Source organism: Desulfopila inferna, assembly GCF_016919005.1.
Lineage (GTDB): Bacteria > Desulfobacterota > Desulfobulbia > Desulfobulbales > Desulfocapsaceae > Desulfopila_A > Desulfopila_A inferna.
Window position 1 is genome coordinate 464,627 of the sequence record NZ_JAFFQE010000002.1, and the last position, 23,078, is coordinate 487,704.

Annotated in this window: 16 protein-coding genes; 10 read left to right on the forward strand and 6 right to left on the reverse strand. The window is 50.4% G+C overall.

The features are described 5' to 3' along the window. Position 1: 1 nt before the first annotated feature. The 4 genes from JWG88_RS06075 to JWG88_RS06090 form a co-directional block, all read right to left on the reverse strand. On the reverse strand, positions 2-3,136 hold the full coding sequence (locus JWG88_RS06075) for an efflux RND transporter permease subunit (RefSeq protein ID WP_205232817.1): 3,135 nt from the start codon (positions 3,134-3,136) through the stop codon (positions 2-4). A 10-nt stretch (positions 3,137-3,146) separates the two neighbouring features. Beyond that, positions 3,147-4,700 carry an efflux RND transporter periplasmic adaptor subunit gene (locus tag JWG88_RS06080; RefSeq protein WP_205232818.1) on the reverse strand — a complete coding sequence of 518 codons (1,554 nt, stop codon included), beginning with the start codon at positions 4,698-4,700 and terminating at the stop codon, positions 3,147-3,149. A 3-nt stretch (positions 4,701-4,703) separates the two neighbouring features. After that, positions 4,704-6,119, reverse strand: coding sequence for a TolC family protein (locus JWG88_RS06085; protein ID WP_205232819.1), 1,416 nt, complete (start codon positions 6,117-6,119; stop codon positions 4,704-4,706). Between the two features lie 86 nt (positions 6,120-6,205). Next, positions 6,206-6,643 carry a hypothetical protein gene (locus JWG88_RS06090; protein WP_205232820.1) on the reverse strand — a complete coding sequence of 146 codons (438 nt, stop codon included), beginning with the start codon at positions 6,641-6,643 and terminating at the stop codon, positions 6,206-6,208. A gap of 613 nt (positions 6,644-7,256) precedes the next feature. Here JWG88_RS06090 and JWG88_RS06095 point away from each other — a divergent pair. From JWG88_RS06095 to JWG88_RS06105, 3 genes are read left to right on the forward strand one after another with little or no spacing between them, the layout of a single operon-like run. Further along, positions 7,257-8,963, forward strand: coding sequence for a two-component system sensor histidine kinase NtrB (locus JWG88_RS06095; RefSeq protein ID WP_205232821.1), 1,707 nt, complete (start codon positions 7,257-7,259; stop codon positions 8,961-8,963). Position 8,964: 1 nt separating this feature from the next. Next, a complete protein-coding gene (locus JWG88_RS06100; protein WP_205232822.1) occupies positions 8,965-10,329 on the forward strand; it encodes a sigma-54-dependent transcriptional regulator in 1,365 nt (454 codons plus the stop codon). A 10-nt stretch (positions 10,330-10,339) separates the two neighbouring features. Further along, positions 10,340-11,104, forward strand: coding sequence for a PP2C family protein-serine/threonine phosphatase (locus tag JWG88_RS06105; protein WP_205232823.1), 765 nt, complete (start codon positions 10,340-10,342; stop codon positions 11,102-11,104). 247 nt (positions 11,105-11,351) lie between these two features. Here JWG88_RS06105 and JWG88_RS06110 read toward each other — a convergent pair whose 3' ends face one another. Beyond that, positions 11,352-13,148, reverse strand: coding sequence for a PP2C family protein-serine/threonine phosphatase (locus tag JWG88_RS06110; RefSeq protein ID WP_205232824.1), 1,797 nt, complete (start codon positions 13,146-13,148; stop codon positions 11,352-11,354). 831 nt (positions 13,149-13,979) lie between these two features. On the opposite strand from JWG88_RS06110, the gene JWG88_RS06115 reads away from it, so the two are divergent. The 5 genes from JWG88_RS06115 to JWG88_RS21870 all read left to right on the forward strand — a co-directional run bounded on the left by JWG88_RS06115 (position 13,980) and on the right by JWG88_RS21870 (position 18,264). Then, positions 13,980-16,052 (forward strand): ATP-binding cassette domain-containing protein, encoded by a 2,073-nt coding sequence (locus JWG88_RS06115; protein WP_205232825.1) that lies wholly within the window; start codon positions 13,980-13,982, stop codon positions 16,050-16,052. 80 nt (positions 16,053-16,132) lie between these two features. Further along, positions 16,133-16,540: an ATP-binding protein gene (locus JWG88_RS06120; protein WP_205232826.1), complete on the forward strand. Its 408-nt coding sequence runs from the start codon at positions 16,133-16,135 to the stop codon at positions 16,538-16,540. A 305-nt stretch (positions 16,541-16,845) separates the two neighbouring features. Beyond that, positions 16,846-17,184, forward strand: coding sequence for an STAS domain-containing protein (locus tag JWG88_RS06125; RefSeq protein ID WP_205232827.1), 339 nt, complete (start codon positions 16,846-16,848; stop codon positions 17,182-17,184). Between the two features lie 387 nt (positions 17,185-17,571). Beyond that, positions 17,572-17,979 (forward strand): hypothetical protein, encoded by a 408-nt coding sequence (locus JWG88_RS06130; RefSeq protein ID WP_205232828.1) that lies wholly within the window; start codon positions 17,572-17,574, stop codon positions 17,977-17,979. 162 nt (positions 17,980-18,141) lie between these two features. Continuing rightward, the gene (locus JWG88_RS21870) at positions 18,142-18,264 is read left to right on the forward strand and encodes a hypothetical protein (protein ID WP_306793061.1); all 123 of its coding nucleotides are present in this window, start codon (positions 18,142-18,144) and stop codon (positions 18,262-18,264) included. A 2-nt stretch (positions 18,265-18,266) separates the two neighbouring features. Here the strand turns inward: JWG88_RS21870 and JWG88_RS06135 are convergent, their stop codons facing one another. Then, positions 18,267-19,649 (reverse strand): sigma-54-dependent transcriptional regulator, encoded by a 1,383-nt coding sequence (locus JWG88_RS06135; RefSeq protein WP_205232829.1) that lies wholly within the window; start codon positions 19,647-19,649, stop codon positions 18,267-18,269. A gap of 660 nt (positions 19,650-20,309) precedes the next feature. Between JWG88_RS06135 and metK the strand changes: the two genes are divergently transcribed. Both metK and ahcY read left to right on the forward strand, forming a co-directional pair. Beyond that, entirely contained in the window at positions 20,310-21,515 is a 1,206-nt protein-coding gene (metK, locus tag JWG88_RS06140) for a methionine adenosyltransferase (RefSeq protein ID WP_205232830.1), read from the forward strand. 63 nt (positions 21,516-21,578) lie between these two features. Next, positions 21,579-23,027 (forward strand): adenosylhomocysteinase, encoded by a 1,449-nt coding sequence (gene ahcY / locus JWG88_RS06145; RefSeq protein ID WP_205232831.1) that lies wholly within the window; start codon positions 21,579-21,581, stop codon positions 23,025-23,027. Positions 23,028-23,078 lie beyond the last annotated feature (51 nt).

The window sequence follows — 23,078 nt, forward strand, 5'->3', positions numbered from 1 at the left end:
TTCACTTTCCTTGTTTTTTCCTGATATCCCTCATATGCCAGAGGTAATATACCGCAGGCACCACCAGCAGGGTAAGCACCACGGCGCTCATCATACCACCCACCATGGGTGCTGCAATCCTGCTCATCACCTCGGTCCCGGTGCCGCTGCCGTACATGATGGGCAGCAATCCTGCTATGATGGCTGTTGCAGTCATGGCCTTCGGGCGCACGCGCAGGGCACCGCCTTCGATCACGGCGTCGTAGAGGTCCTGTTTGGTGAGCATATTGCCGGCAGCTGTGCTTTCCTCTTTTTTATGTTGCCAGCAAACATCCAGAAACACCAGCATAATCACGGATAATTCCGTGGCGACTCCGGCCAGGGCAATAAATCCCACGCCCGCGGCCACCGAGAAGTTGTAACCTAGCAGATACATCAGCCAGACCGATCCAACCAGGGCGAAGGGCAGCGTGCCCATGATGATCGCCACTTCGGCAAAGCTCCGGAAGTTCATATAGAGCAGCACGACGATAATGGCCAGGGTCAGGGGTACCACATAGGTCAGCTTTTCCTTGGCGCGCAGCATGTATTCGTACTGCCCGGACCAGCTGAGTGAGTAGCCCGGCGGCAGCTCGACCATGTCCGCTACCACCTGCTGAGCCTTTTCCACATAACTGCCTACGTCAACACCCTCGATATCGACAAGGGTCCAGCCGTTGAGCCGGGCGTTTTCACTTTTGATCGCCGGCGGACCATCCTCGACGAAGATATCGGCCACATCGCCCAGGGTGATGCGCTGGCCGCTCATGGTGACGATGGGCAGAAGCGCGAGCTGCTCCGGCGAACTGCGATAGTCCTGGGGATAGCGGAGATTGACGGGATAGCGCTCCAGTCCTTCGACGGTCTGGGTGACGTTCATGCCGCCGATGGCGGTGGCCACCACCTGCTGCACATCGGCGATATTGAGGCCGTAACGGGCCGCTTCTTCACGCTGTATATCCACCTTGATATAGCGGCCCCCTGCCACCCGCTCGGAATAGACCGAGGCGGTTCCCGGCACATCCTCAAGGACGGTCTCGAGCCGCTGGCCGATGGCCTGGATGGTCGACAGCTCGGGTCCCGCCACCTTGATGCCCACAGGAGTCTTGATGCCGGTGGCCAGCATGTCGATGCGGGTCTTGATGGGCATGACCCAGGCGTTGGTCAGACCCGGGAGCTTGACCAGGCTGTCGAATTCTTTCCTGAGGCTGTCGGTGGTCACACCCGACCGCCACTGCTCACGCGGCTTGAGCTGAATAAAGGTCTCGATCATGGTCAGGGGCGCCGGATCAGTGGCAGTTTCAGCCCGGCCGACCTTGCCGAATACCGATACCACTTCGGGTACGGTTGCGATCAGCTTATCGGTCTGCTGCAACAGCTCGCGCGCCTTGCCTATGGAAATGCCCGGATAGGTGGTGGGCATATACATTAGGTCGCCCTCATCCAGGTTGGGAATGAATTCGCTGCCGATCTTGTTGATAGGCCACAAACCGATGAGGATCACCACCACCGCCCCCAGCAGGACGCTTTTGGGAAAGTGCAAAACTCCCCGCAATGCCGGCAGATAGATGGCAATCAACAGCCGGTTCAGGGGATTTTTATGTTCGGGCATAACCTTGCCGCGGATGAAATAGCCCATCAATACCGGCACCAGGGTAATGGCCAGCGCCGCGGAGGCCGCCATGGCATAGGTCTTGGTGAAGGCCAGCGGCGAAAACATCCGTCCTTCCTGGGCCTCCAGGGTGAAGACCGGCACGAAGCTGACGGTGATGATGAGCAGGGAGAAGAACAGCGCAGGACCCACTTCGCAGGCCGAATCGGAGACGATCTGCCAGCGGTTTTCTCTGGTCAGCGGCGTACGTTCCATATGCTTGTGCATATTCTCGATCATAACGATAGCGCCGTCTATCATGGCACCGATGGCAATGGCGATGCCGCCTAGCGACATGATATTGGCATTGAGCCCCTGCATGTGCATGATGATGAAGGCGGTGAGGATGCCCACCGGCAGGCTGATGATGGCCACCAATGAGGAGCGGATATGGAAGAGGAAGATCATGCACACCAATGCCACTACACCGAATTCCTCGAGCAGCTTATGCCAGAGATTGTTGACCGCCCGCTCGATCAAGGCACTGCGGTCATAGACCGATACCACCTCGACACCCTCGGGCAATCCTGCCTGCAACTCCTTCAGCTTCTTTTTGACGCCGTCGATGGTCTTCAGGGCGTTTTCGCCGAAACGCATGACGATGATGCCACCCACTGTTTCGCCCTGGCCGTTCAGCTCGGCGACTCCGCGGCGCATCTGCGGCCCTTCCTCCACCTCGGCCACATCCCTGATCAGTATCGGAGTACCGTTGGCGTTCACGCCCAGGGGAATATTTTCTATGTTTTTGGCGCTTTGCAAATAGCCCGTGGCCCGCACCATATACTCGGCCTCGGCCATCTCCACCACCGAGGCGCCGATCTCCTGATTACCCGCCTTGATGGCCATCTGGAGCTTGGAGAGGGGGATGCCGAAGGCCCGCAGCCTCTCGGGACTCACCTTGACCTGATACTGTTTGACCATGCCGCCGACCGAAGCGACCTCGGAAACCCCGTCAACCGTCTGCAGTTCATATTTGAGAAACCAGTCCTGCAGGGAGCGTAGATCGCTGATGTCGTGCTTGCCGCTGCGGTCGATCAGCGCATAGAGATAAACCCATCCCACCCCGGTGGCATCGGGTCCGAGCTGGGGGGAGGCGTTTTCCGGCAATGACGGCGCCACCTGGCTGAGGTACTCCAGCACCCGGCTCCTGGCCCAGTAAAGATCGGTGTCCTCGTTGAAAATCACGTAGACGTAGGAGTCGCCGAAAAAGGAATATCCTCTGACGATTTCCGCTCCCGGCACCGAAAGCATAGCGGTGGTCAGGGGATAGGTGACCTGGTCCTCCACCACCTGAGGGGCCTGGCCCGGATAGCGGGTCTTGATGATAACCTGGACATCGGACAGATCGGGGATAGCGTCAACCGGTGTATTCTTCAACGAATACAAGCCAATGCCTACTAATATCACCGTTGCCAGCAGAACAAAAAAACGATTGCCGACCGACCAGCGTATAATGGATTTAATCATTGATAGACTCCTACTCCACCTTCATATCGTCGAGGCTCATGTCGTCGATGCTTAAGTCATCAAGGCTCCTGGTATCTTCAGCTCCCGGAACATGCACGGCGGTAATCTCATACCGGTTTTCATCCTTTTTGGTCACCTCGACATGGAGCTCCCTGCCTTCCTGCAGCACCGTCAGATCGACATCGTCTGCCACCGTGAAATCCATGGTCATTTCCGGCCAGTCCCATTCATCGATGGCCTCGTGCGTAACATTGACCATGCGGTGATCGGCCATCACGGTATTGATGGTGGCCCTGGTCCAGACGCTTTGCGGTGGCGGCGGTTCTTCCGCATGGTACATGCGTTTGAAATCAGAGGTCTTGCTCGATTCAGAATCGATGAGAAACTGTGCCGACGTCACCACCTTATCGCCGGCAGAGAGTCCCGAGAGGATTTCGGCGGACTCCTCGTCGTAGCGGCCGACCTCGACATTGACCGACTTGAAATAGCCCTCGCCCAGATCCAGCACCACCCGGTTGGACCGCCCGGTGCGGATGACTGCCTCCTTGGGGACCACCAGGGTCTCTTCGCCGCTTTCGGCATGGATAACTACTTGGGCGAACATATTGGGCTTGAGCAGATTATCTTCATTATCAAATCTAAGCCGTACTGAAACGGTTCGTGTTTTGGGATCAAGGGTCGGATATATATAGTCAACCTCGCCCTGCCATTTTTTTCCCGGCAGGTAATCAAGGGTCATGGTGACCGGTTGACCTACGGCGACACGGGAGGCCTGCCGCTCGAAAACTTCAGCATCAACCCAAACCTGATCCAGGTTACCGATAGACATGATGGTTGTGCCGGGGGTGACATAGAAACCTTCGCGTATATCGAGATTGTCGACCACACCGCCCTGGGGTGAAAAAAAGGTGACGGTCTGCTGTGCTTCCCCGGTTTTTTTCAATTCCTCGATTGCCTGTCCGGGGACGCGCAGGGCGGCCAGACGATTTTCGGCTGCCGTGACCAATCGATCTGCATTACGATCCATGGCGATGAGCAGCTCTTCCTGCGCATTGACGAGTTCCGGAGAATAGAGGTCATACAGCGGTTGTCCCTTTTTTACCGGATCACCGGAGGCCCTGACATACAATTTTTCGACCCAGCCATTGACGCGCGGATGAATATGGACCAGCTGATCTTCATCGTAGCCGACATAGCCCACCGTCTGGATAAGGAACTTCAATTCCTCCAGGTGCGCCTCACCGGTGCGCACTCCGAGATTATTGACTACATCGGGAGAGATCCTGACCGTTCCGGGACCGGCATCCCCATCACCGCCGTCTTCCTCATAAACAGGCACCAAATCCATACCCATAGGAGACTGGCCCGGCTCGTCTCTTCTGTAATTCGGATCCATCGGAGCAACCCAGTAGAGCGGTTCTTTCTCCCCCGATTCCACTTCGGCCGTCTCTGAGCCTCCCGGTAGATTCAGCATACCGCTTACCTTGGGATATACCACAAAGGTGAGCAGAGAACCTATGACGGCTCCGATTATAAGCACAATCACACCTGTACTTTTCTTCATTTTTTATCTCTCCTGGTTCCGAACAAGAATGTCTTCCGCGCTTTTCATAAAATAGTAGTTCAGATTGATTATCGTCTTTTCCATCTCCACATCTATATCCAGCGCATCGAGTTGAGCATTGAGTTCGGCTATGCGAGCCCGCACCACTTCGGCAAAATCACCGTCATAGTTGGTATATGCAGTAAGATATGCCTCCGACTGTTCATGCACCTGGGGCAGCAGTTGTTTCTGATAGAGCTGTTGCCGCTGCTTCAATCTCCTGAGCTGTGTTTTGTTTTTTTCGAATCCTGCTATCATTTTTCGAATAAGAGACCATTTTTGGGTCTTTACCGCCTCAGCCTCGGACACTGCTGATTGCAATTCCTGCTCCGGACGATTTTTGGTGAGAATGGGCAGATCGAAGCTCACGCCGAAAGAAATAAAATCGGCACGGTCTCCGCTAGGCGGATCATCGCGATATCCATAAACGGCGCTCACTCCCCACAGGGGTTTGTATCGCTCCCGGGCAAGATCGATGCCGAGATTATTGGCCTCAATCTTCCGTTTTATCGCCTGAACAGCGGGGTGCTCTATAAAATAGCCATAGAGCACCTGCGGATCAGCCTCTCTTTCGCCTGTATACAGAGGCTCATTGAGCATGGGAATGTCGGGCAAATCCCGCGGCAGTTCAAGATTCGGTCTGCCCTGCCGACCGTCCGACGGGCTGCCGAGGTATTCCTCCCGAAAATACCCGCTGACCCATTCCGATAATTCCTCCAGCGCCATTTCCTGTTTTTGCTTTAAAACCGTGAGTCGATCATCCAGCCTTGTGAGTTCCAGTTGGGCGCGAACGATATCCTGTTGCCTGGCTCTTCCAAGGGTGGCGGAATAGCCGGCCTCCGCGATATCCGCCAGTTGAATGAACAGCGAACGATCCTTCTCGATCAGGGCAATGCTTTGCTGGGCTTTATAGGCCTCCAGCCAAAGCCGACTGACGGTAACCACGGTATTTGCCTGGCGGTCCAGACGCTGAAAGGGATATTGCCGTCCCATGGTCCGCAGCTGCTCCCGCCTGATCCGCAGAGTGTCACCTCGCGGAATGGTTTGGGTTACCCCGAAGGTGATCTGGGTCATGGGTTCCTGATCGATGTCGAACGTATCGGTTGGAAAATTAGCCAGTCCTGCAGAAAATCTGGGTTCAGGCATAACACCCTCGGAAATGCTTCTCGCCTCAACCGCATCCTGCGAATACCGGTTTTCAACAAGCCAGGGGTCGTTGGCCTGGGCTGCTCCCACCGCTGTTTCCAGGCTGAGTACCTGGGCAGCCGTACTCACCGCCCCCATGGAAATCGAGCAAACACCGATGACCAGAGCTGTTTGGAGCAGTACTACTCTCTTACTCTTCATAATCGATAGTTTGTGCATGATTGTTTTTTTCACTGAGATTTCCTCCCGGCCCTGTGGATGGTTATCTGTCACAACCGGGGCCTTGCTTTAACAGACCCCCGGTTGTGATACTCAATGAACTACATAGCCATATGAGGATACCAGAATTTCACGGTATGGGTATCCTCACCCGCTTTGAAAAGAGCGATAACGCCCCATTTACCCGGTTCGTCAATGGTGAAATTAGCGGCGAAGACTCCGCTGCCGAAATCCTCCAGTGAAGCAAGCTGCTCTTTGCCGGACGGAGAGACGAGCTTTACCTTACCGACAACCTTTTCTATCTTTTCACCATCCCGCATAAAGGTAGCCATAACGTGATGGGTCCTGCCTTCGGGATCCTTCATATTCATAGCGGCAAGATCCATGACCTGAAACTCCGCATGAATATCACCTGCCATGACGGCATGCTTGAAGGTTCCATCCGCACTCTCGCTGCCGTGGTCCATCCCTTCCATTGCCATGGTATTCCCGCTCAACATGATGCATGCAAAAGTGATGAATAAAATGATCTTTTTCATAATATCTCCTCGGTTTTTTATTTGATATTCTCCAGGACGGTCTATTCTCTAACCTGAGAAAGCCGTTTTTACTTGCCCTTTCCGCATTGTTTTTATTGGTTTTCAACCACCCTGAAGCAACATGTATGCCAACTCAATAAATTCACGGTCTTGACCGCGGTAGCTTTGTTAGCTACAAGGGATGGGGGGAACAGATATCAGCGCACAGTTGAACAAGGACGCAGTGCCCAATTATTTGACAGCCTCCCAGCCACGCTGTATCATTTCTGGACAGTCCATTAAGCTACTTCGATGACGAAGCTCTCGAATGGCCAGATAAAACATGATAACCGCCTCTTTGTATTCCTGGTGCGGAATTTGCAAATAAACAGCTGGGAATGAGCGAAGTTGCTGAACCGGCATTGTGAAGATTCTAAAAACAAATAGATTACTAATGAAACTCCGCTAGTTTCATGCTGCCTGCCTTGAAGGCTTCACGATCCCATTTTTACTGTCATTCCGGTCCCGGACCGGAGTCCGGGATGACGAAACTAACAGATCCCCGAATATTCTTGATAATTTGCCTGAAAGGCAATCATCTTTAGCTGAGATTTATTGGTGATTAAATAAAATAATGCAGTCAATCCCCCGCTCCACTCATACTTTTCGATTTTCAAGGGCGGCTGTGGGCCTGCTCTCCGCCACGATAGTGCTCGGCGTGATTCTTGTTTTCTCGACACTTCAGAATATCAGCAGAGCTCAGTCACTCATGGAGAAATTTCTCCTGGATAAAGGAGAAACAATTATCCGGGCAATTGAAGCGGGCAGCAGGGCCACAATGATGCATCACATGGGCGCGGGCGATCCCCTGGATACACTGCTGGCGGAGTTTGTCAAAGACCGGGATATTCAATATATCAGTATCGTCGATACCGACGGAACTATCCTGAAACACGCGGGTTCTTCGGCCGATGTAACTTTTTCGGAGAACGAAGTAGACGAAATATTTTCCTCCAGCACCTCCATTACTAAGTTAAACAGAGCGGAAGGAATGTACACCCTGTCGGCCCTCTTCGAAATTGACTTCCGAGGATCACGGATGCCGATGAACTCAAGGTACTCACAATCTTCTGAAAATGAGGCTGATAAAAAAATACTCTCCATCGGCCTTCTTACCAGACAATTTGATATCGCCCGTCAACAGGATGTTCGTCATACCATGTTCATGGGTGCAATTTTGTTTCTGGTCAGCAGTGCCGGTCTTTACTTTCTTTTTCTTTATCAAAAGATACGGATTACCGGCACCAACCTTGCCAACATGAAGCTCTATACCGATAATATCATTGAATCCATTCCCGTGGCCGTTGTAACCCTGGATGTCGATGATAATATTGTTTCCTGCAACCGCAACACCGAAGAGCTCTTCGCATCTCCGCTCTCCTCAATCAAGGGAACAAGCATTTATACCGCTTTTCCCAAATGCCCCATATACCAGCAGGAAGCCTGCGAGAGTCTGCTGGAATACGAGACGGAATGCCCCGGCGTTAACGGCAGACAAATTCCCCTGCGGGTGAGCTGTTCTCCTCTGGTCAATCATGAAAACGTCAAGATCGGCAAGGTCCTGATCATCCGGGATATGAGTTCGATCAAGAGCATGGAAATTCAGCTCGAGCGCTCCCGCCGCATGGCGGCGCTTGGTAAAATGGCGGCAGGCATAGCCCATGAGATCCGTAATCCACTTGGCACACTGCGGGGGTTTGCCCAGTTCTTCGGCAGCCAATCAAAATCCATTGAGGACAGCAGGAAGTATTCGGAGCTGATGATCAGTGAAATAGACCGCTTGAACCAGACGGTATCAGGTCTGCTGCAATTTTCCAGACCGCGAGCCCCACAGTTCAAAAAGGTTGAGATCGACCGCCTTTTTGAAAAAACGGTTTCGATGATGGAAGCAGATTTCTCCAGTAAAAACGTTGAACTGCAATGGCAAAAAGATTGCGGAATCGATATCAGGGCCGATCCCGACCTGCTGCTGCAGGTGCTCATGAATCTGATCAAAAACAGTATCAAGGCTACGCCTTCCGGGGGAGCTATCACCCTGGCCTGCGCTCAGGAGGATCATTATATCAGGATTACTGTTGCAGACAACGGCTCCGGGATGTCCGAAGAGGTCCGGGAAAGGATGTTTGATCCGTTTTTCACAACCACCAGAGCGGGTACCGGCCTTGGTTTAGCGGTCAGCCACCAGATAATCGAGCAGCACGGCGGCGTATTTGAGGTGAGCACTCAACCGGAAACAGGAACCTCTATCAGCATTCTTTTACCTTATGACATGGAGAAATAAGATGGCCAAACGACAGGAAACCATATTGCTGGTCGATGACGACTCCAGTCACCGCACCATGCTCAAAGTCAACCTGGAAAGCGCCGGATTCCCTACTCTCGAGGCTCAGGACGGCGATGAGGTTTTGCCGATACTGGCTGAGAAGGAAGTTGATCTGATTCTGCTCGATTTAAAAATGAAGCGGATGGGCGGTCTTTCCACCCTCTCGATGCTCCTGCAGTCCGGCATAAAAATTCCGGTAGTTGTGATCACTGCCTTTTCTTCGGTTGAAAGTGCTGTCGAGGCCATGAAAAAAGGAGCCTTTGACTACATCACCAAACCCGTGGATATCGAAGAGCTCAAACTGACCATCTCCAGGGCACTCAACTTCAGGACACTGGACGAAGAGAACAGATCGTTGAAGAAGAAGTTGGGCGAGAGATATCAATTTGACAATATTATCGGCAAGAGCCCTGCCATGCAGGAAATGTTTGCCACCCTCAAGCTGGTCGCCCCCACCGACTCGACTGTTCTGATTACCGGGGAATCAGGCACCGGAAAAGAACTGATCGCCGATGCCCTGCACCAAAACAGCGCCAGAAGCAACGCCGCGTTTGTCAAACTCAACTGCGCCGCACTCCATGAAAATCTTCTGGAAAGCGAACTTTTCGGTCATGAAGCCGGCTCCTTTACCGGAGCCTCAAGCCAGAGAAAAGGTCGATTTGAACTTGCCGATAAGGGTACCCTCTTTTTAGATGAAATCGGGGATATGAGTCTTGCCACCCAGGCCAAGATCCTGCGCATACTCCAGGAGGGCGAGTTTGAAAGGGTAGGAGGAAACAGAACCATCAAAGTAGATGTTCGTCTCCTGGCCGCCACCCATAAAGATTTGCAGGTCATGATCAGCGAAGGGACCTTCCGTCAGGATCTGTTCTTCAGACTCTCGGTCATTCCCTTGCATCTTCCAGCGCTGCGGGAGAGAAATATAGACATTCCCGAACTTGCGCAATTTTTCCTTAAACGCTATGCCGTAAAAAACAGAAAAGATATCAAAGGCTTTCATCCGGAAGCACTCAATCTTCTGATGCAATACGACTGGCCCGGCAATATCCGCGAACTTGAAAATACTATAGAACGAGCCACCATACTCTGTCTGGGAGAACAGATCACCCCCCGGGAGTTGCCGCCGCAGTTTTTTCCTGAAGGTGTGCAGCCACAAGCGGCCGAGAGTTCTGTAAAGGCAGATTTCACCCTGCGCGACATGGAACGTGAAGTCATTAAAACGACACTTGAAAAAACCGGCAACAATAAAAGCGCTACGGCAAAAAAGCTGGGGATTGCCCGTCAGACCTTACTGAATAAACTTAAGGAGTACGGTATCGAATAAGGGCAGACTTATGCAGATTACATATGCGGCACTGACCGACAAGGGTCTAAAAAGAAAGAACAATGAAGACGCCTATTCCATTGAAAAAGGACCCCGGCAGTCGAATGTAAATGACCGGTACGACGAGCTTCTCTGTGTTATAGCCGATGGTATGGGCGGACACTCCTGCGGTGAAGTCGCCAGCAGGATGGCATGTGACGAATTCTCCGGATTTCTGGATCGTCAACTCCTCAGACAACGACCGGAGGTCATCGAAAAACGGTTCCAGCAGAAAATTTTTGATATCGACAACCGGATTCGAAATCATGGCTTCACCAATACCCCCTGCATGGATATGGGGACAACCCTTTCAGCAATCCTCTTCCTACGGGAAAAAGCGGTCATAGCGCATGTCGGCGACAGCCGTATTTATCGATTGCGCAACAGGAACCTTAAGCAACTGACCACCGACCACAACCTGGTTCAGGATTTAGTCAGAGAAGGTCTCATCACTCCGGAAGCTGCGCTGACGCACCCTTTCAGGAACAAACTGACTCAAGCTATCGGAACCAACGAGCCTGTCGAGCAGGTTGACACCCAGCGTATACAACTTGCTCACGGCGACAGGTTCATTTTATCAACCGATGGTCTGCATGGAGAGGTCGGACACGCAGAAATTGAGCAGGTCCTCTTAGCCTCGGACTCGCCTGAGGGGGCAGCCGAGCAATTGATATCTCTGGCCCTGCAGGGCGGAGGCAGCGACAATATCACCGTCCTGGTTATCTTTCTCAGTTAAGGTGGACTCGATCCGGAATCCAGTTGTTTTAGATAGTTATGGGTTTCGGCGAGCTTGTCATCATTGATAATCTCGTAAAAAGTCATTGAAGTTCTGGGATGGACTCTGCGATAAGCACCCGTACGGGCATAAACTCCGACTTCGAGAAAGCTCGATATACTAGGCGTGTATCTGAAATGGTGACTTGGCAGTACATGTGGTACGGCAAATCGCCCTTTCAGATCTACAACGACGTAGATCGAGCTTTTTACGAGTCCATCATCATTTTGATAACTACAAAGGTGATATCGTCCTGCGGCGGTACCCCTTCCAGAAAAATATCAATCTCGCTATTGATCAATTCAATTAATTTTTCGGGCTCCAGCCTGCTGTTTTCGATGATAATTCTCTTGATCCGTTCTTTGCCGAACATTTCTCCGCGAGAATTCTCGGCCTCCCAGGCACCATCACTGCCAATGACAATCAGCTGATCCCTTCCTGTTGTCGCCACCTGATTGCTCTCATACTCGAGGCTGCTCTCGACTCCCATTGCTATACCCTTCCCATAGAGTTCGGTACATTTTTGATCGCCGACCTGAAGCAGTAATGCAGGGTCATGGCCGGCCCTGACCCATTCCATGGTTTTTTGCCGAGGGTCAACGGCAATATAGAAGAGCGTGACGAAATTTGAAGTAGCTTCGGTATCACGGCACAATACCCTGTTGACATCGGTGATAATCTCAGCGAGAGTTCCGGGTTGATCGTTTCTCGCCCGCAGCATTGCCCTGACCGAGGCCATAAGCAAGGCGGCACCAATACCGTGACCAACGACATCGCCGACAATCGCGCCCACCCTTTCCGGTCCATTTTTATACCGGACCAGATCGAAAAAATCCCCTCCGGTTTCCTGGCAATACCTGCTTACACCACAAATTTCTATATTCTTGTCCTTGTATCTGGAACCGGGAAGAAAATTCTGCTGCACCTCTCTGGCAATTTCCATGGATTTCTGCAGTTCCATTCCCTGCCTGATCTGCGAAGTCATGGTGTTGAAGCTTTTGGTCAGCTCTCCGATCTCATCACTTGAGCGCACAGGTAACGGAGGCCCAAAAACACCGCCGGCAAGATTCTCCGCGGCTATTGATATCTTTCTGATGGAACCGGTCATTGTCGAAGTCATGGAACGGATGAAGGCAATGATCAAAATGATGGCAGTGGCGAAGAGCATGGAATAGTAGAATCTGAAGTCCAGGATAGGCTGCATCACCGTTTCACCCGGAGCAATAACGACCATATACCATGGTGCCTCAGCCAGACGATAGAAACCGCTTATCTCCCGTGGCGGATTACCTTTGCCGAAAATCGTGCCGTGGGATTTTTCCTGGATCGCGGCAAGTGTCAGCTTTTCCAGTGAAGAATCGCCGAAGGATCTTATCTGCTCCGAGGCTTGAGCAGCCTCATATGAGGAATGAGCAATCACATTACCCTCCATATCAATCAGCATGGTTCTGTTGCTTTTCCACCATTCTGATTTGGCCAGCTCTTCGACAAGATCGGAAACCGTAATTTCAACCTTAATGCTGCCGCTTTCGCCGTGCTCTGGTTCAATCAGAGAGCTTTCTAATACCACCGACTGATCACCTTTCTCCCAGGAATACACAGGGGAAGAAATTTCCAGCGATCCTGCTGAGTGATGCTTTCCACCAGTGCCCCCCATGGCATGCAGCCCATTTTCCGTATCGGAATCCCAGGTAATATCAACCTCTGCGACACCTTCCAGCTCCTCAAGCTGTTCCAGGGTATATTGCAGCGCAAGGTGAGCCATTTCCGCTCCGGATGCATACTGGAGTCTCTGCAGCAAGTCTTCCGGTAGACCCAACCGCATGTCCACCCGGTGAGCGGCTTTTTGCAGATTGGCTATGGCCGTCTCACTCCATTGAGTCAATAATCCTTTTCTGGCAAACACATAGCCCCCCCATCCAATGGCCGTGAGAAAGAGAAATGTCGGGATCAGCACAAGCACGACGATCTTCTGCTGCAAAGATTTAAAGCGGAATGTAATCATTTTAATATTTATCCGTAATATGATGCGAGCTGACTATCCTGTGCTCCTTACCATGAAAATGGAGCAGCGGCATGAATACCGAGAATACATCAATACACTTTTTCATTTCAAACTCTCCTAGCTCCCGTTTTTCCATAGATATTGTCATTGAGAAGGAGTTATGCATCGATCATGCCACCAACCACTGAAGTGTGTTTGGCTCTAATAACAACAGGTTTTACCAGCGAATTTTTTCCATTACTTCAAATTATGGACAAGCACTGGAGAGCTTTTGAAAATATTGCTTTTCCTGGCTCAGCTTCACTGTACAGATTTAAGACATGGTCAGCCGGTGAGAAATCAAATATGTGCGCTCTGCCGGATTAAACATACTTTGGTCAACACCGTGACTGGTCGGTAGACAAATTCTTTCTGATTAGCAATGAAACTCAGCTAGTTTCATGCTGCCTGCCCAGGAGATTTTACAAAAGCCTATTTTTACCGTCATCCTGGACTCCGATTTGGGACCGGAATGACAACACAAACATATTCCGCGAATATTCTTGATGGTTTACCCATAATTTAAGTTTCTTTGGTTGAATCTTACTGGTTATAAAAAATCCTTTTGATTAAAGGACATGACAAAACTGTCCCTGCAGCAGAAATGGCCAACCAACCCTTTCACAATTCATTTGCGGCAATCCGATAGGTTGTGCTGACGAAAGAAAACCCAACGCTTTTGCTCATTTCTCTTCTCTGCACTTTGCAACAACAAAATAGCGGAACATTTATTGCAAATTCAAAACACAAAAGAGGCCGATCTCCACTGAATTGAACGAAAAAGGATAAATTTTGCGCCGACGACGAAACACCAGGAAGATTGTCGAAAATTTCAGCGATAAGCCGCTTTTTCACTGGGCTCTGCATGGCAATGGCTGGCTCCAGCTTCTTCTTGTTCTTTTGGTCATTCTCGTTGTCGTTGCCCGCGTTGCCCCTCTGGAAATACAGAAACGCATTATCAATGAATCGATCATGCTGCGCAGCTATGATAATCTTTATCTTTATTGTATTATTTATCTCGCGGCAATCATCAGCTCAAATGCATTGAAGTTCGCCATCAATACCACGCAGACATTTATCGGCGAACGTGCCATGAGCACCATGAGGCAATCGCTCTACAACTATGTCATTTCTCTGCCGCTGAGCTTCTTCCGCAAGACCCAGCCGGGATTCGTGGTTTCGTCCATTATCGGTGAATTAAGCACCATAGGCACATTTTCCGGTATGGCCGTTGCCGTACCTTTGACCAACATCCTCACTCTTGCCGCATTAGCCGGGTATCTCATCTGGCTCAACGCCAAACTGGCGCTGGCAACGCTGGCAATTTATCCTGTTGTGATTTTTCTTTTGCCGAAGCTGCAGAAAAAGGCGAATCTCGCCAACAAACAGCGTGTTGACATATCGCGAACGACATCAAGCAAAATTGCCGAAACAATTTCAGGAATCAATGAAATTCATGCTCATGGGTCCTTCATCGAAGAAAACAAAGCCTTCGCATCTTTGATTGAAAAGTTGAAAAAGGTCAGGATCCACTGGTCTCTTCTCCGCCACGGTATCAAATCCACCAATAATCTTTTCGTCAGCCTGGGGCCGTTTATCGTCTTTATCCTGGGTGGATATCTCGCCATTGAGGGAGAACTGGAACTTGGGGCACTGGTTGCTTTTCTCTCTGCCCAGGAAAAACTGTATGATCCCTGGAAAGAACTGATTGACTATTACCAGCTTTATAAAGATGCTCAGATCAGATATGAAAAAACCACCGATCATTTCAACATCGACAGCGAAGTTAATTTCTCGCAGGACGACGATGGCTTACCGCCATTGCTGGGAGATCTCACTCTTGCCAATCTTTCATTTCGGACAGATGACGGGCACCTCCTGCTCAAGGATATCTCTTTTACACTGAAGAAAGGGAAACATCTTGCCCTGGTTGGTTTTTCGGGCAGCGGCAAGAGCACTCTGGCCAAATGCATCGGCAACCTGCAGAGTTGTCCGCCGGGCTCGATATTCCTTGATGGTTTTGATCTTACGGATTTGAGTAAATCGTATGTAGTCAATAATATCGGTTTCGTATCCCAGCACCCCTTTATTTTTACAGGGACGTTAGAAGATAATCTGCTGTATGCCCATAATGCGAAATACTCCCTCGAAGATCATCCGCTCCCCTCTCTCGACGACAAAATCGAGGCACTGCAGAATAGTGCTCTTTTTGTTGACGTTCTCCGCTTCGGACTAGATACAAGACCACCTGCCGGGGATACGGATTTCACAACAAAAGTAATAAAGATGAGAAAAAATTTCCTGCGGAATTACCGGGACGACCTCTCTGAATTACTTGAATTCTATGATCATCCTCAAAGCGGTTGCCCTTCGGAAACCTATCTGGACGATCAATCCATAATCAACAATATATTTTTCGGGAAAATCATTTCGACCAGATTCGAAGATCAGGAAAGGATAAACCAGGCTGTCGTGCAATTACTGATTGAGGAAGATTGTCTGGAAACTGTCACACAACTCGGACTCCACTACAATGTCGGCAGCCAGGGCGTAAAATTGTCAGGCGGTCAGCGCCAGAAATTAGCCATTGCCCGGGTAATTCTCAAAAGGGCTAATTTTCTCATCCTGGATGAAGCGACTTCAGCCCTTGACAACACGTCGCAGACACGGATAGAAAGAATGAGGATGACCAAATGGCGCAACAGAATCACCGTTGTCGCAGTAGTCCACAGACTGGACATTATCGACAACTATGACAAAATCGCAGTAATGAAAGATGGACGAATCGTCGAAATAGGATCATACAGCGAGCTCATCGATCAGGGAAAATTTCTGAAACAGCTCATTTCCGAAAAAACAAAGTGATGATGGCGTCAAAATTTATCGAAGTTGCCGAAGTGAGAGAAAACCTATGATAATGAAAGAGTTACTCCCTTGAAACCGCTATGACCATAAAAATCGCTCTTACCAGAAAAGACCGTTATCAGCAGGTGCTGGAAGAGAAATCTATGGAATTCAAGACGCTTTTTCACCTTAACCATCGTGATATTTTTGAAATTAACTTGATATTGGATGAGGTTTGTACAAATATATTCGAATATAATCCGGAAACCGAGGACCTGTTCATAAAAATTGAAGCCACTTGCGAAGATGATCTTTTACAAATGATTATAAGGGATAACGGTATTCCTTTTCAACCCACCGCTGTTGCGGCACCCGATACCCGTCTGCCCCTTGAGAAACGAAAGGCCGGCGGCCTTGGCCTCATGCTGGTCAAAAGATATACGGATACAATTGCTTACAAGAGACTTAAGGGATTGAACCAGACAACGCTCACCAAAAAATTACGCTAGGAGTTTGTCGGAGTATAGGCATTTTGGTTCAGATCGAGGCATTTTCAGGAAATCAAGCACAGCCATATAATTGATATTGCGAGCATTGATTTTCTGGAAATAACGAAGATATGGACCAAAAGGGCATACTCCGACAGGCTCCTAGGAGTTATCCGTGAATGGTCGGAGTTTATGCCCGTCAGGTGCTTACCCGAGCCGAGACAGAATGTCTCTTCTCTGACAGGCCCCCGGAACTTAATGCGGCAGAAACTCCTTTTTTCCGGTAACATGCGGGATTACCACTTCAGCATTACGTGACATAAAAAATGAAAATTTCAAAAACAGCTGAAAACGAATATCTGATAATTGCCGTATCAGGGCGGCTTGATTCACACACCTCAACGGAGCTGGAACAATTCCTGGAAAAGCAGCTGGAGTTCGATCATCATGGAGTTATCCTTGATATGATACATCTGGATTATATATCCAGCGCGGGCCTGCGTCTTATTTTAAATACCTCCAAGCTTTTAAAGGGCAAAAATGAAGACTTCGTCCTTTGCCGGATGCAGGATCATATACGAGAAGTATTCGAGATTTCCGGCTTTGACACCTTCCTCAATGTCTATCCTTCCTTAAAAGACGCTCTAGGCCGGCGAAGCTCCTGAAACACCTGCCAAAACACGGGCGCCGCCACCTTTTTTTCAATGACCTGTATCAATACAAGAAACTGCTTTATGCCATTGGCGGCTCGATCCCGAATATTCTACGATAAAAAATTCTTGCTTCAGCTTTAAGCGGAAAGTCAGCGCAATTATTTCCCCAGGGCTCTCTTTATCTCTCCAATCTCTGGACACTTATCTCCTTATTTTTGCAATTTGCCGTCCAAAATTTGGGCACTTCAGTAAAGAACCGAACCACCTTCTTTTGCATATGTTGAATTTTCTTATTGATTCAAACAGTTAAGCCAAAAACTGAAGTTTTCCAAAATGGCACGGCTAATGCAATCCATACAGCAAATGTCAACCAACTCTTTAAAATCAACAGGAGGAATTATGAAAAAGGTAATTTTAGGAACGGCGGCAATTATGCTTATCGCCGGTTTAGCCTACGGGCACAGCAACGAATTCTTTAGAAACGGCGGCCATCATATGTTTGGTGCGGGAAATCACATGCAGACCGGGATGTATATGCAAGGACCGGATGGAGCGGTACCTCATGGAGCCATGTCCTATGGCGGCTGCCGGGGATTCGGTAATTATGATACCGGAATGCGGCATGACCGTGATTTTCTTGATGCAACCGCTTCCCTGCGCAAAGAAATGCATAATAAGTACTTTGAATTATCTGAAGCCTCACGTAATCCCGCAACCTCTGCAGGTGAGCTTGCCCGGCTTGAAAAGGAAATTATCGATCTTCGCACCGAAATGCACAACCTCAATACCACTGAGACTGCTCGCTGATGCTCTTACCACTCTTTGTCACTCAAAGACGAGTCCAGGTTTCAAACAGCCGGGAGTGAAGATCCTACCAAAATCCACTTATCGTCATTCCGGTTCCGACGGATCCGGAATGACGAGATAACACTTTTCGGTGCATTATTGGAGCATTATCAGCAAGTGTCTATGGCTCATTTTAGTGCCTTACAGATTGTTCCCTTCCCCATGGTCACGGGTTTATGGCGTGCCGATGAAAAGAGCAGTCCGGACCTGGGCCGGAAGATGCTGGTTCCTTGGATGATCAGATAGATTTATTTTGGGCGGTAAATATCATAGCGCTGCATCTTATTATACAGCGAGCGCCGTGATATCCCCAGAATATCGCTGGCCCGGGAGCGGTTATGTCCCGCATGTTCGAGCGTTCGCACTATCAGTTCTTTCTCCACCTCTTCGATGGTCATGCCTACCCGAATAGTCATCTTGATATCCTTGTCGCGATACTGACTGATGCGGGGAGGCAGCTGAGGGATATCGAGAATGTCTCCAGTGCAGGAAATAACCGAGCGCTGAATTACGTTTTTCAGTTCGCGGACGTTCCCCGGCCATGGATATGATTCGAGGCAGCTGATAAAACCGGGCGAAATGCCGCGAATGAATTTCTGAAAGGTATCACTGGCATTTTTTATCAAATGATCCACCAGCAGATGAATATCCCCATGGCGCTCCCGCAGCGGTGGCATGGCAATATGGAGGACATCGAGCCGATAGTAGAGATCTTCCCGAAATTTGCCCTTGCGGATTTCCTCGGCAAGATCGGCATTGGAGGCGGCAATCATCCTGACATTCACCGGTATGCTCTCCTGACTGCCGATCCGGCAATACTCGCTGGTTTCAAGGAGGCGCAGCAGGCTGATCTGCATTTTTTCATCGATAGTGGCAATCTCATCCATAAAAACGGTGCCGCCTTCTGCGACTTCAAAGCATCCCTTGCGCTGGGAAGTCGCTCCGGAAAAGGCGCCGCGTTCATGCCCAAAGAGTTCACTGGCAACCAGGTCGGTGGGCAGAGAACCGATATGGACCGGCACATATGCCTCTTTTGCTCTGGCACTCAATTCATGAATGGCAAGAGCTGCGAGTTCTTTTCCCGTTCCTGTTTCTCCTGAGAGCAGGACAGGAATATCCGTGGCGGCCGCCTGGCGAATCTGCCGGTACACCTGGCGCATGGCCGTAGAACGCCCCACCATACTTTCGAAGGTCGTTTTTTCCACCTCGGTGCGCAACATCATGTTTAAACCAAGCTGGGGTTTTCTCTCCAGAGCGGTTTCAATGAGCAGTTTGAGCTCCTCATCGGTGACCGGCAATACCGAGTAGTGGAAGACCCCAACGCGCAGTGCCTGATGGGCAATTTTGAGTTTTCCCGGATGAGCGAAGAACAGAATGGGAGTACCTGGACATTTGGCGCAAATCAATTCCAGGATATCCAGCGCATCCTGCGGCTGATGATAGGCAACAGAACTGCAAAAAAGCATCAAATCGAATGCTTCTCTTTCAAAGCGGTCTCCGACCTCTTCCAGGCTGCGCTCATAGGCAAAGGTGAAGCGTTCTTCGGTGAATATGTTCATCGCCTGCCGGGCCAGGCCGCGGCCTTCGTCGACACAGATTATTTTGATCTTCCCGTCATTTAAGCATTCCATAGTTTTTCCCGGCCATTGAAATTCGGCTGAATGTCCGCCCTGCTTTTTTGGGACTGAAACAGCGGCGACAGTTTCTGCCCCGCCTAACCGCGTACCACAAGAACGAACTGTTTGGATTTCGGCAGCCTCCGAATGCAGGAACAGATGGGAACATTTCTTAGCATGTGTAAATATTGCACATAGCTTATTTCCTACTACACCTCGCAGTATTGCCGCGTATCAGCGGCACAGTTAAACATCCCTATATAAATAACGCAAGTACCAGCTATACAAAAGAATCAGAAAACCTTCAGTGACGATTCATCCATTATGATTCAAAATCATTATGAGCATAAATTGCCCATAATTTCCATTTTTCCGAAACAAGTGGTTTTATTTTGCCCATCCAGGTGGTCTCAGCAGCCAATAAGTCCCTCCACCATGATTCGCCATGGCCGCCAAAGATTTTTTCCCCATTGAAAACAACGGCGGGGAAACCCTTTGACTCCCTTGCTTCAACAACAACCTCTTCCTGGTATGGCTTTTGCTCTTGCTTTTACGTTTTTCACCGATACCAACCCGGAACGGGAGTTTGCATGTCTGGCATAACCCAGAACTTGGCCTCCATATCACTGAAATTACGGGTAAACAATACCAGCAAACAGAAGGGAATGAAAAATTATGAGCAAATTACGGAATAAGCACGTATTTACCAGCGAGTCTGTAAGTGAAGGACATCCGGACAAAGTCTGTGACCAGGTTTCAGACGCCATTCTTGACGCCTGCCTGGCAGAAGACTCTGCCAGCAGGGTTGCCTGCGAAACGGCGGTAACCACAAATTTCCTCATCAACCTTGGAGAAATTACCTGCAGCGGCTGGGATAATATCGATCCGGAAAAGGTTGCGCGCCAGGTTGTCAGGGAAATCGGGTATGACAGGGAAGAACTTCTCTTTTCCAGCGAGACCTTTAACTACGATTGTCATATCCACTCTCAATCCAGCGATATCTCCCAAGGGGTCAGTGAAGGCGAGGGACTCTTCAAGGAGCAGGGTGCCGGCGATCAGGGGATGATGTTCGGATACGCCACCACAGCCACACCCTCGCTGATGCCCGCTCCCATTCATTACAGCCACCAGCTGCTGGAACACCTTCAGAATCTGCGCAAGAAAAAAAATATCGCCTATCTGCGTCCCGATGCCAAAACCCAGGTATCGGTCCTCCACCAGGATGGTGTTCCCGTGCGCATCACCAATGTGGTTATTTCACAGCAGACCGACGAGGTGCCTCTGTCAAAGGTTCGTGAGGATATCATTGACGTAAGCCGCGATCTCCTTGAGCCCTCGGGCCTTATCGACGACAACACCGAGTACTTCATCAATCCCACCGGCAAATTCGTCATAGGCGGCCCTCACGGCGACGCCGGGCTTACCGGCAGAAAAATAATCGTTGATACCTATGGCGGCGTAGGCTGTCATGGCGGCGGTGCTTTCAGTGGTAAGGATCCATCCAAGGTGGACCGTTCCGCAGCCTATTACGCCCGTTATGCCGCGAAAAATATCGTCGCCGCCGGTCTTGCCGAAAAATGCGAGATCCAGGTAGCCTATGCCATCGGTATCGCCCGGCCCCTGTCCATCAATGTCGATACCTTCGGCACGGGCAAAGTTTCCGACGAGAAAATTCAGACCGTGCTGGAATCAGAAGAAATCTTCAACTTCAGGCCGGCAGCGATTATCAGAGATCTGCAGCTTATGCAGCCCCAAGGCTGGAGTTATCGGGATACCTCGGTGGCCGGTCATTTCGGCAGAGACAAGTTCTCCTGGGAGAAGACGGACAAGAGCGACGCCCTGCAGCAGGCTCTGGGACTTAAAGTCAGACAGGTAGCTTAAAACTTTAATACGACAGTAAAACCAGAAAAATATCGAAAAAGTTCAAAATATAAAGGAGTAGGAATGTTATCAGAAACATCGCAAGCTTCCAAGGCGGGTTCAGCCGAGGAAAATGATTATAAGATTGCCGACATCACCCTGGCCGCCTGGGGACGTCGCGAAATTGAAATTGCCGAGCAGGAAATGCCAGGACTCATTGCCACCAGGGAAAAATACGGTCCGCAGAAACCTTTGCAGGACGTACGGATCATGGGAAGTCTGCACATGACCGTGCAGACCGCCGTGTTGATAGAGACACTTGTGGCTCTGGGAGCCGATGTGCGCTGGGCCAGCTGCAATATCTTCTCCACTCAGGACCATGCCGCCGCGGCCATTGCCGAAGCCGGCATCCCTGTCTTTGCCTGGAAAGGCGAAACTCTCGAGGAATACTGGTGGTGTACGCAGCAGGCCGTAACCTGGCCGGACGGGAAAACTCCGCAGCTGATAGTGGATGATGGCGGCGACGCCACCATGCTCATCCATAAAGGATATGCGGCGGAAAAGGATCCCTCGCTCCTGGAGATTGCCGTTGACAACAAAGAGGTGCAGATCGTCCATCAGCTTCTCAAGAAAGTCTACAGCAGCGATAAAACCTTCTGGCATCGTGCAGTCAAGGAATGGATAGGCGTTTCCGAGGAGACCACCACCGGTGTTCATCGTCTTTACCATATGCAGAAGGAAGGACAATTGCTGGTGCCGGCCATCAACGTCAACGATTCGGTGACCAAGTCAAAATTCGACAATGTCTATGGCTGCCGTCATTCACTGGTGGACGCCATCTGCCGCGCCATGGATGTGATGCTGGCCGGCAAGACCACGATGATTTGCGGTTTCGGCGATGTCGGCAAAGGCTCCGCAGAATCCATGGCCGGCCAGAAAAGCCGGATACTGGTCTCCGAGGTTGACCCTATCTGCGCGCTGCAGGCCTGTATGGCAGGCTACACCGTGTGCAGGGTTGAGGATGCCCTGGATACGGCGGATATCTTTGTCACCACCACGGGTAATATGAATATCATCACAGCCGAACATATGAGCAAAATGAAGGACCAGGCTATTGTCTGCAACATCGGTCATTTTGATAACGAGATAGAGGTTGATAAACTCAACGACTGGCCTGGCATCAAGAAGGTACAGATCAAACCGCAGGTAGATAAATACACCTTCCCCGACGGCCACTCCATTTACCTGCTGGCCGAAGGCAGACTCGTCAATCTGGGCTGCGCCACCGGCCACCCCAGTTTTGTCATGTCCAACAGTTTCACCAACCAGGTTCTGGCCCAGATCGATCTCTGGCAGAATCGCAAAACCCGGGAAGTCGGAGTCTTCACCCTCGACAAAAAGCTGGATGAAGAGGTGGCACGGCTGCATCTGGATAAGCTGGGCGCCATCCTTACCGAAATGAGCCAGGACCAGGCCGATTATATCGGTGTACCGGTTGAAGGTCCCTACAAGCCCGAGCATTATCGCTATTAACCGGCCCCGTCGCCGGCGGGATAACATGCCGAAACCATACAACCGGTGAAG

Coding starts and splice junctions, on each gene's coding strand:
- JWG88_RS06125 (WP_205232827.1), top strand. CDS start 16,846: ATGAAAATTTCAAAAACAGCTGAAAACGAATATCTGATAATTGCCGTA.
- JWG88_RS06080 (WP_205232818.1), bottom strand. CDS start 4,700: ATGAAGAAAAGTACAGGTGTGATTGTGCTTATAATCGGAGCCGTCATA.
- JWG88_RS06100 (WP_205232822.1), top strand. CDS start 8,965: ATGGCCAAACGACAGGAAACCATATTGCTGGTCGATGACGACTCCAGT.
- JWG88_RS21870 (WP_306793061.1), top strand. CDS start 18,142: ATGGCTCATTTTAGTGCCTTACAGATTGTTCCCTTCCCCATGGTCACG.
- JWG88_RS06135 (WP_205232829.1), bottom strand. CDS start 19,649: ATGGAATGCTTAAATGACGGGAAGATCAAAATAATCTGTGTCGACGAA.
- JWG88_RS06095 (WP_205232821.1), top strand. CDS start 7,257: ATGCAGTCAATCCCCCGCTCCACTCATACTTTTCGATTTTCAAGGGCG.
- JWG88_RS06090 (WP_205232820.1), bottom strand. CDS start 6,643: ATGAAAAAGATCATTTTATTCATCACTTTTGCATGCATCATGTTGAGC.
- JWG88_RS06110 (WP_205232824.1), bottom strand. CDS start 13,148: ATGATTACATTCCGCTTTAAATCTTTGCAGCAGAAGATCGTCGTGCTT.
- JWG88_RS06075 (WP_205232817.1), bottom strand. CDS start 3,136: ATGATTAAATCCATTATACGCTGGTCGGTCGGCAATCGTTTTTTTGTT.
- JWG88_RS06105 (WP_205232823.1), top strand. CDS start 10,340: ATGCAGATTACATATGCGGCACTGACCGACAAGGGTCTAAAAAGAAAG.
- ahcY (WP_205232831.1), top strand. CDS start 21,579: ATGTTATCAGAAACATCGCAAGCTTCCAAGGCGGGTTCAGCCGAGGAA.
- metK (WP_205232830.1), top strand. CDS start 20,310: ATGAGCAAATTACGGAATAAGCACGTATTTACCAGCGAGTCTGTAAGT.
- JWG88_RS06130 (WP_205232828.1), top strand. CDS start 17,572: ATGAAAAAGGTAATTTTAGGAACGGCGGCAATTATGCTTATCGCCGGT.
- JWG88_RS06120 (WP_205232826.1), top strand. CDS start 16,133: ATGACCATAAAAATCGCTCTTACCAGAAAAGACCGTTATCAGCAGGTG.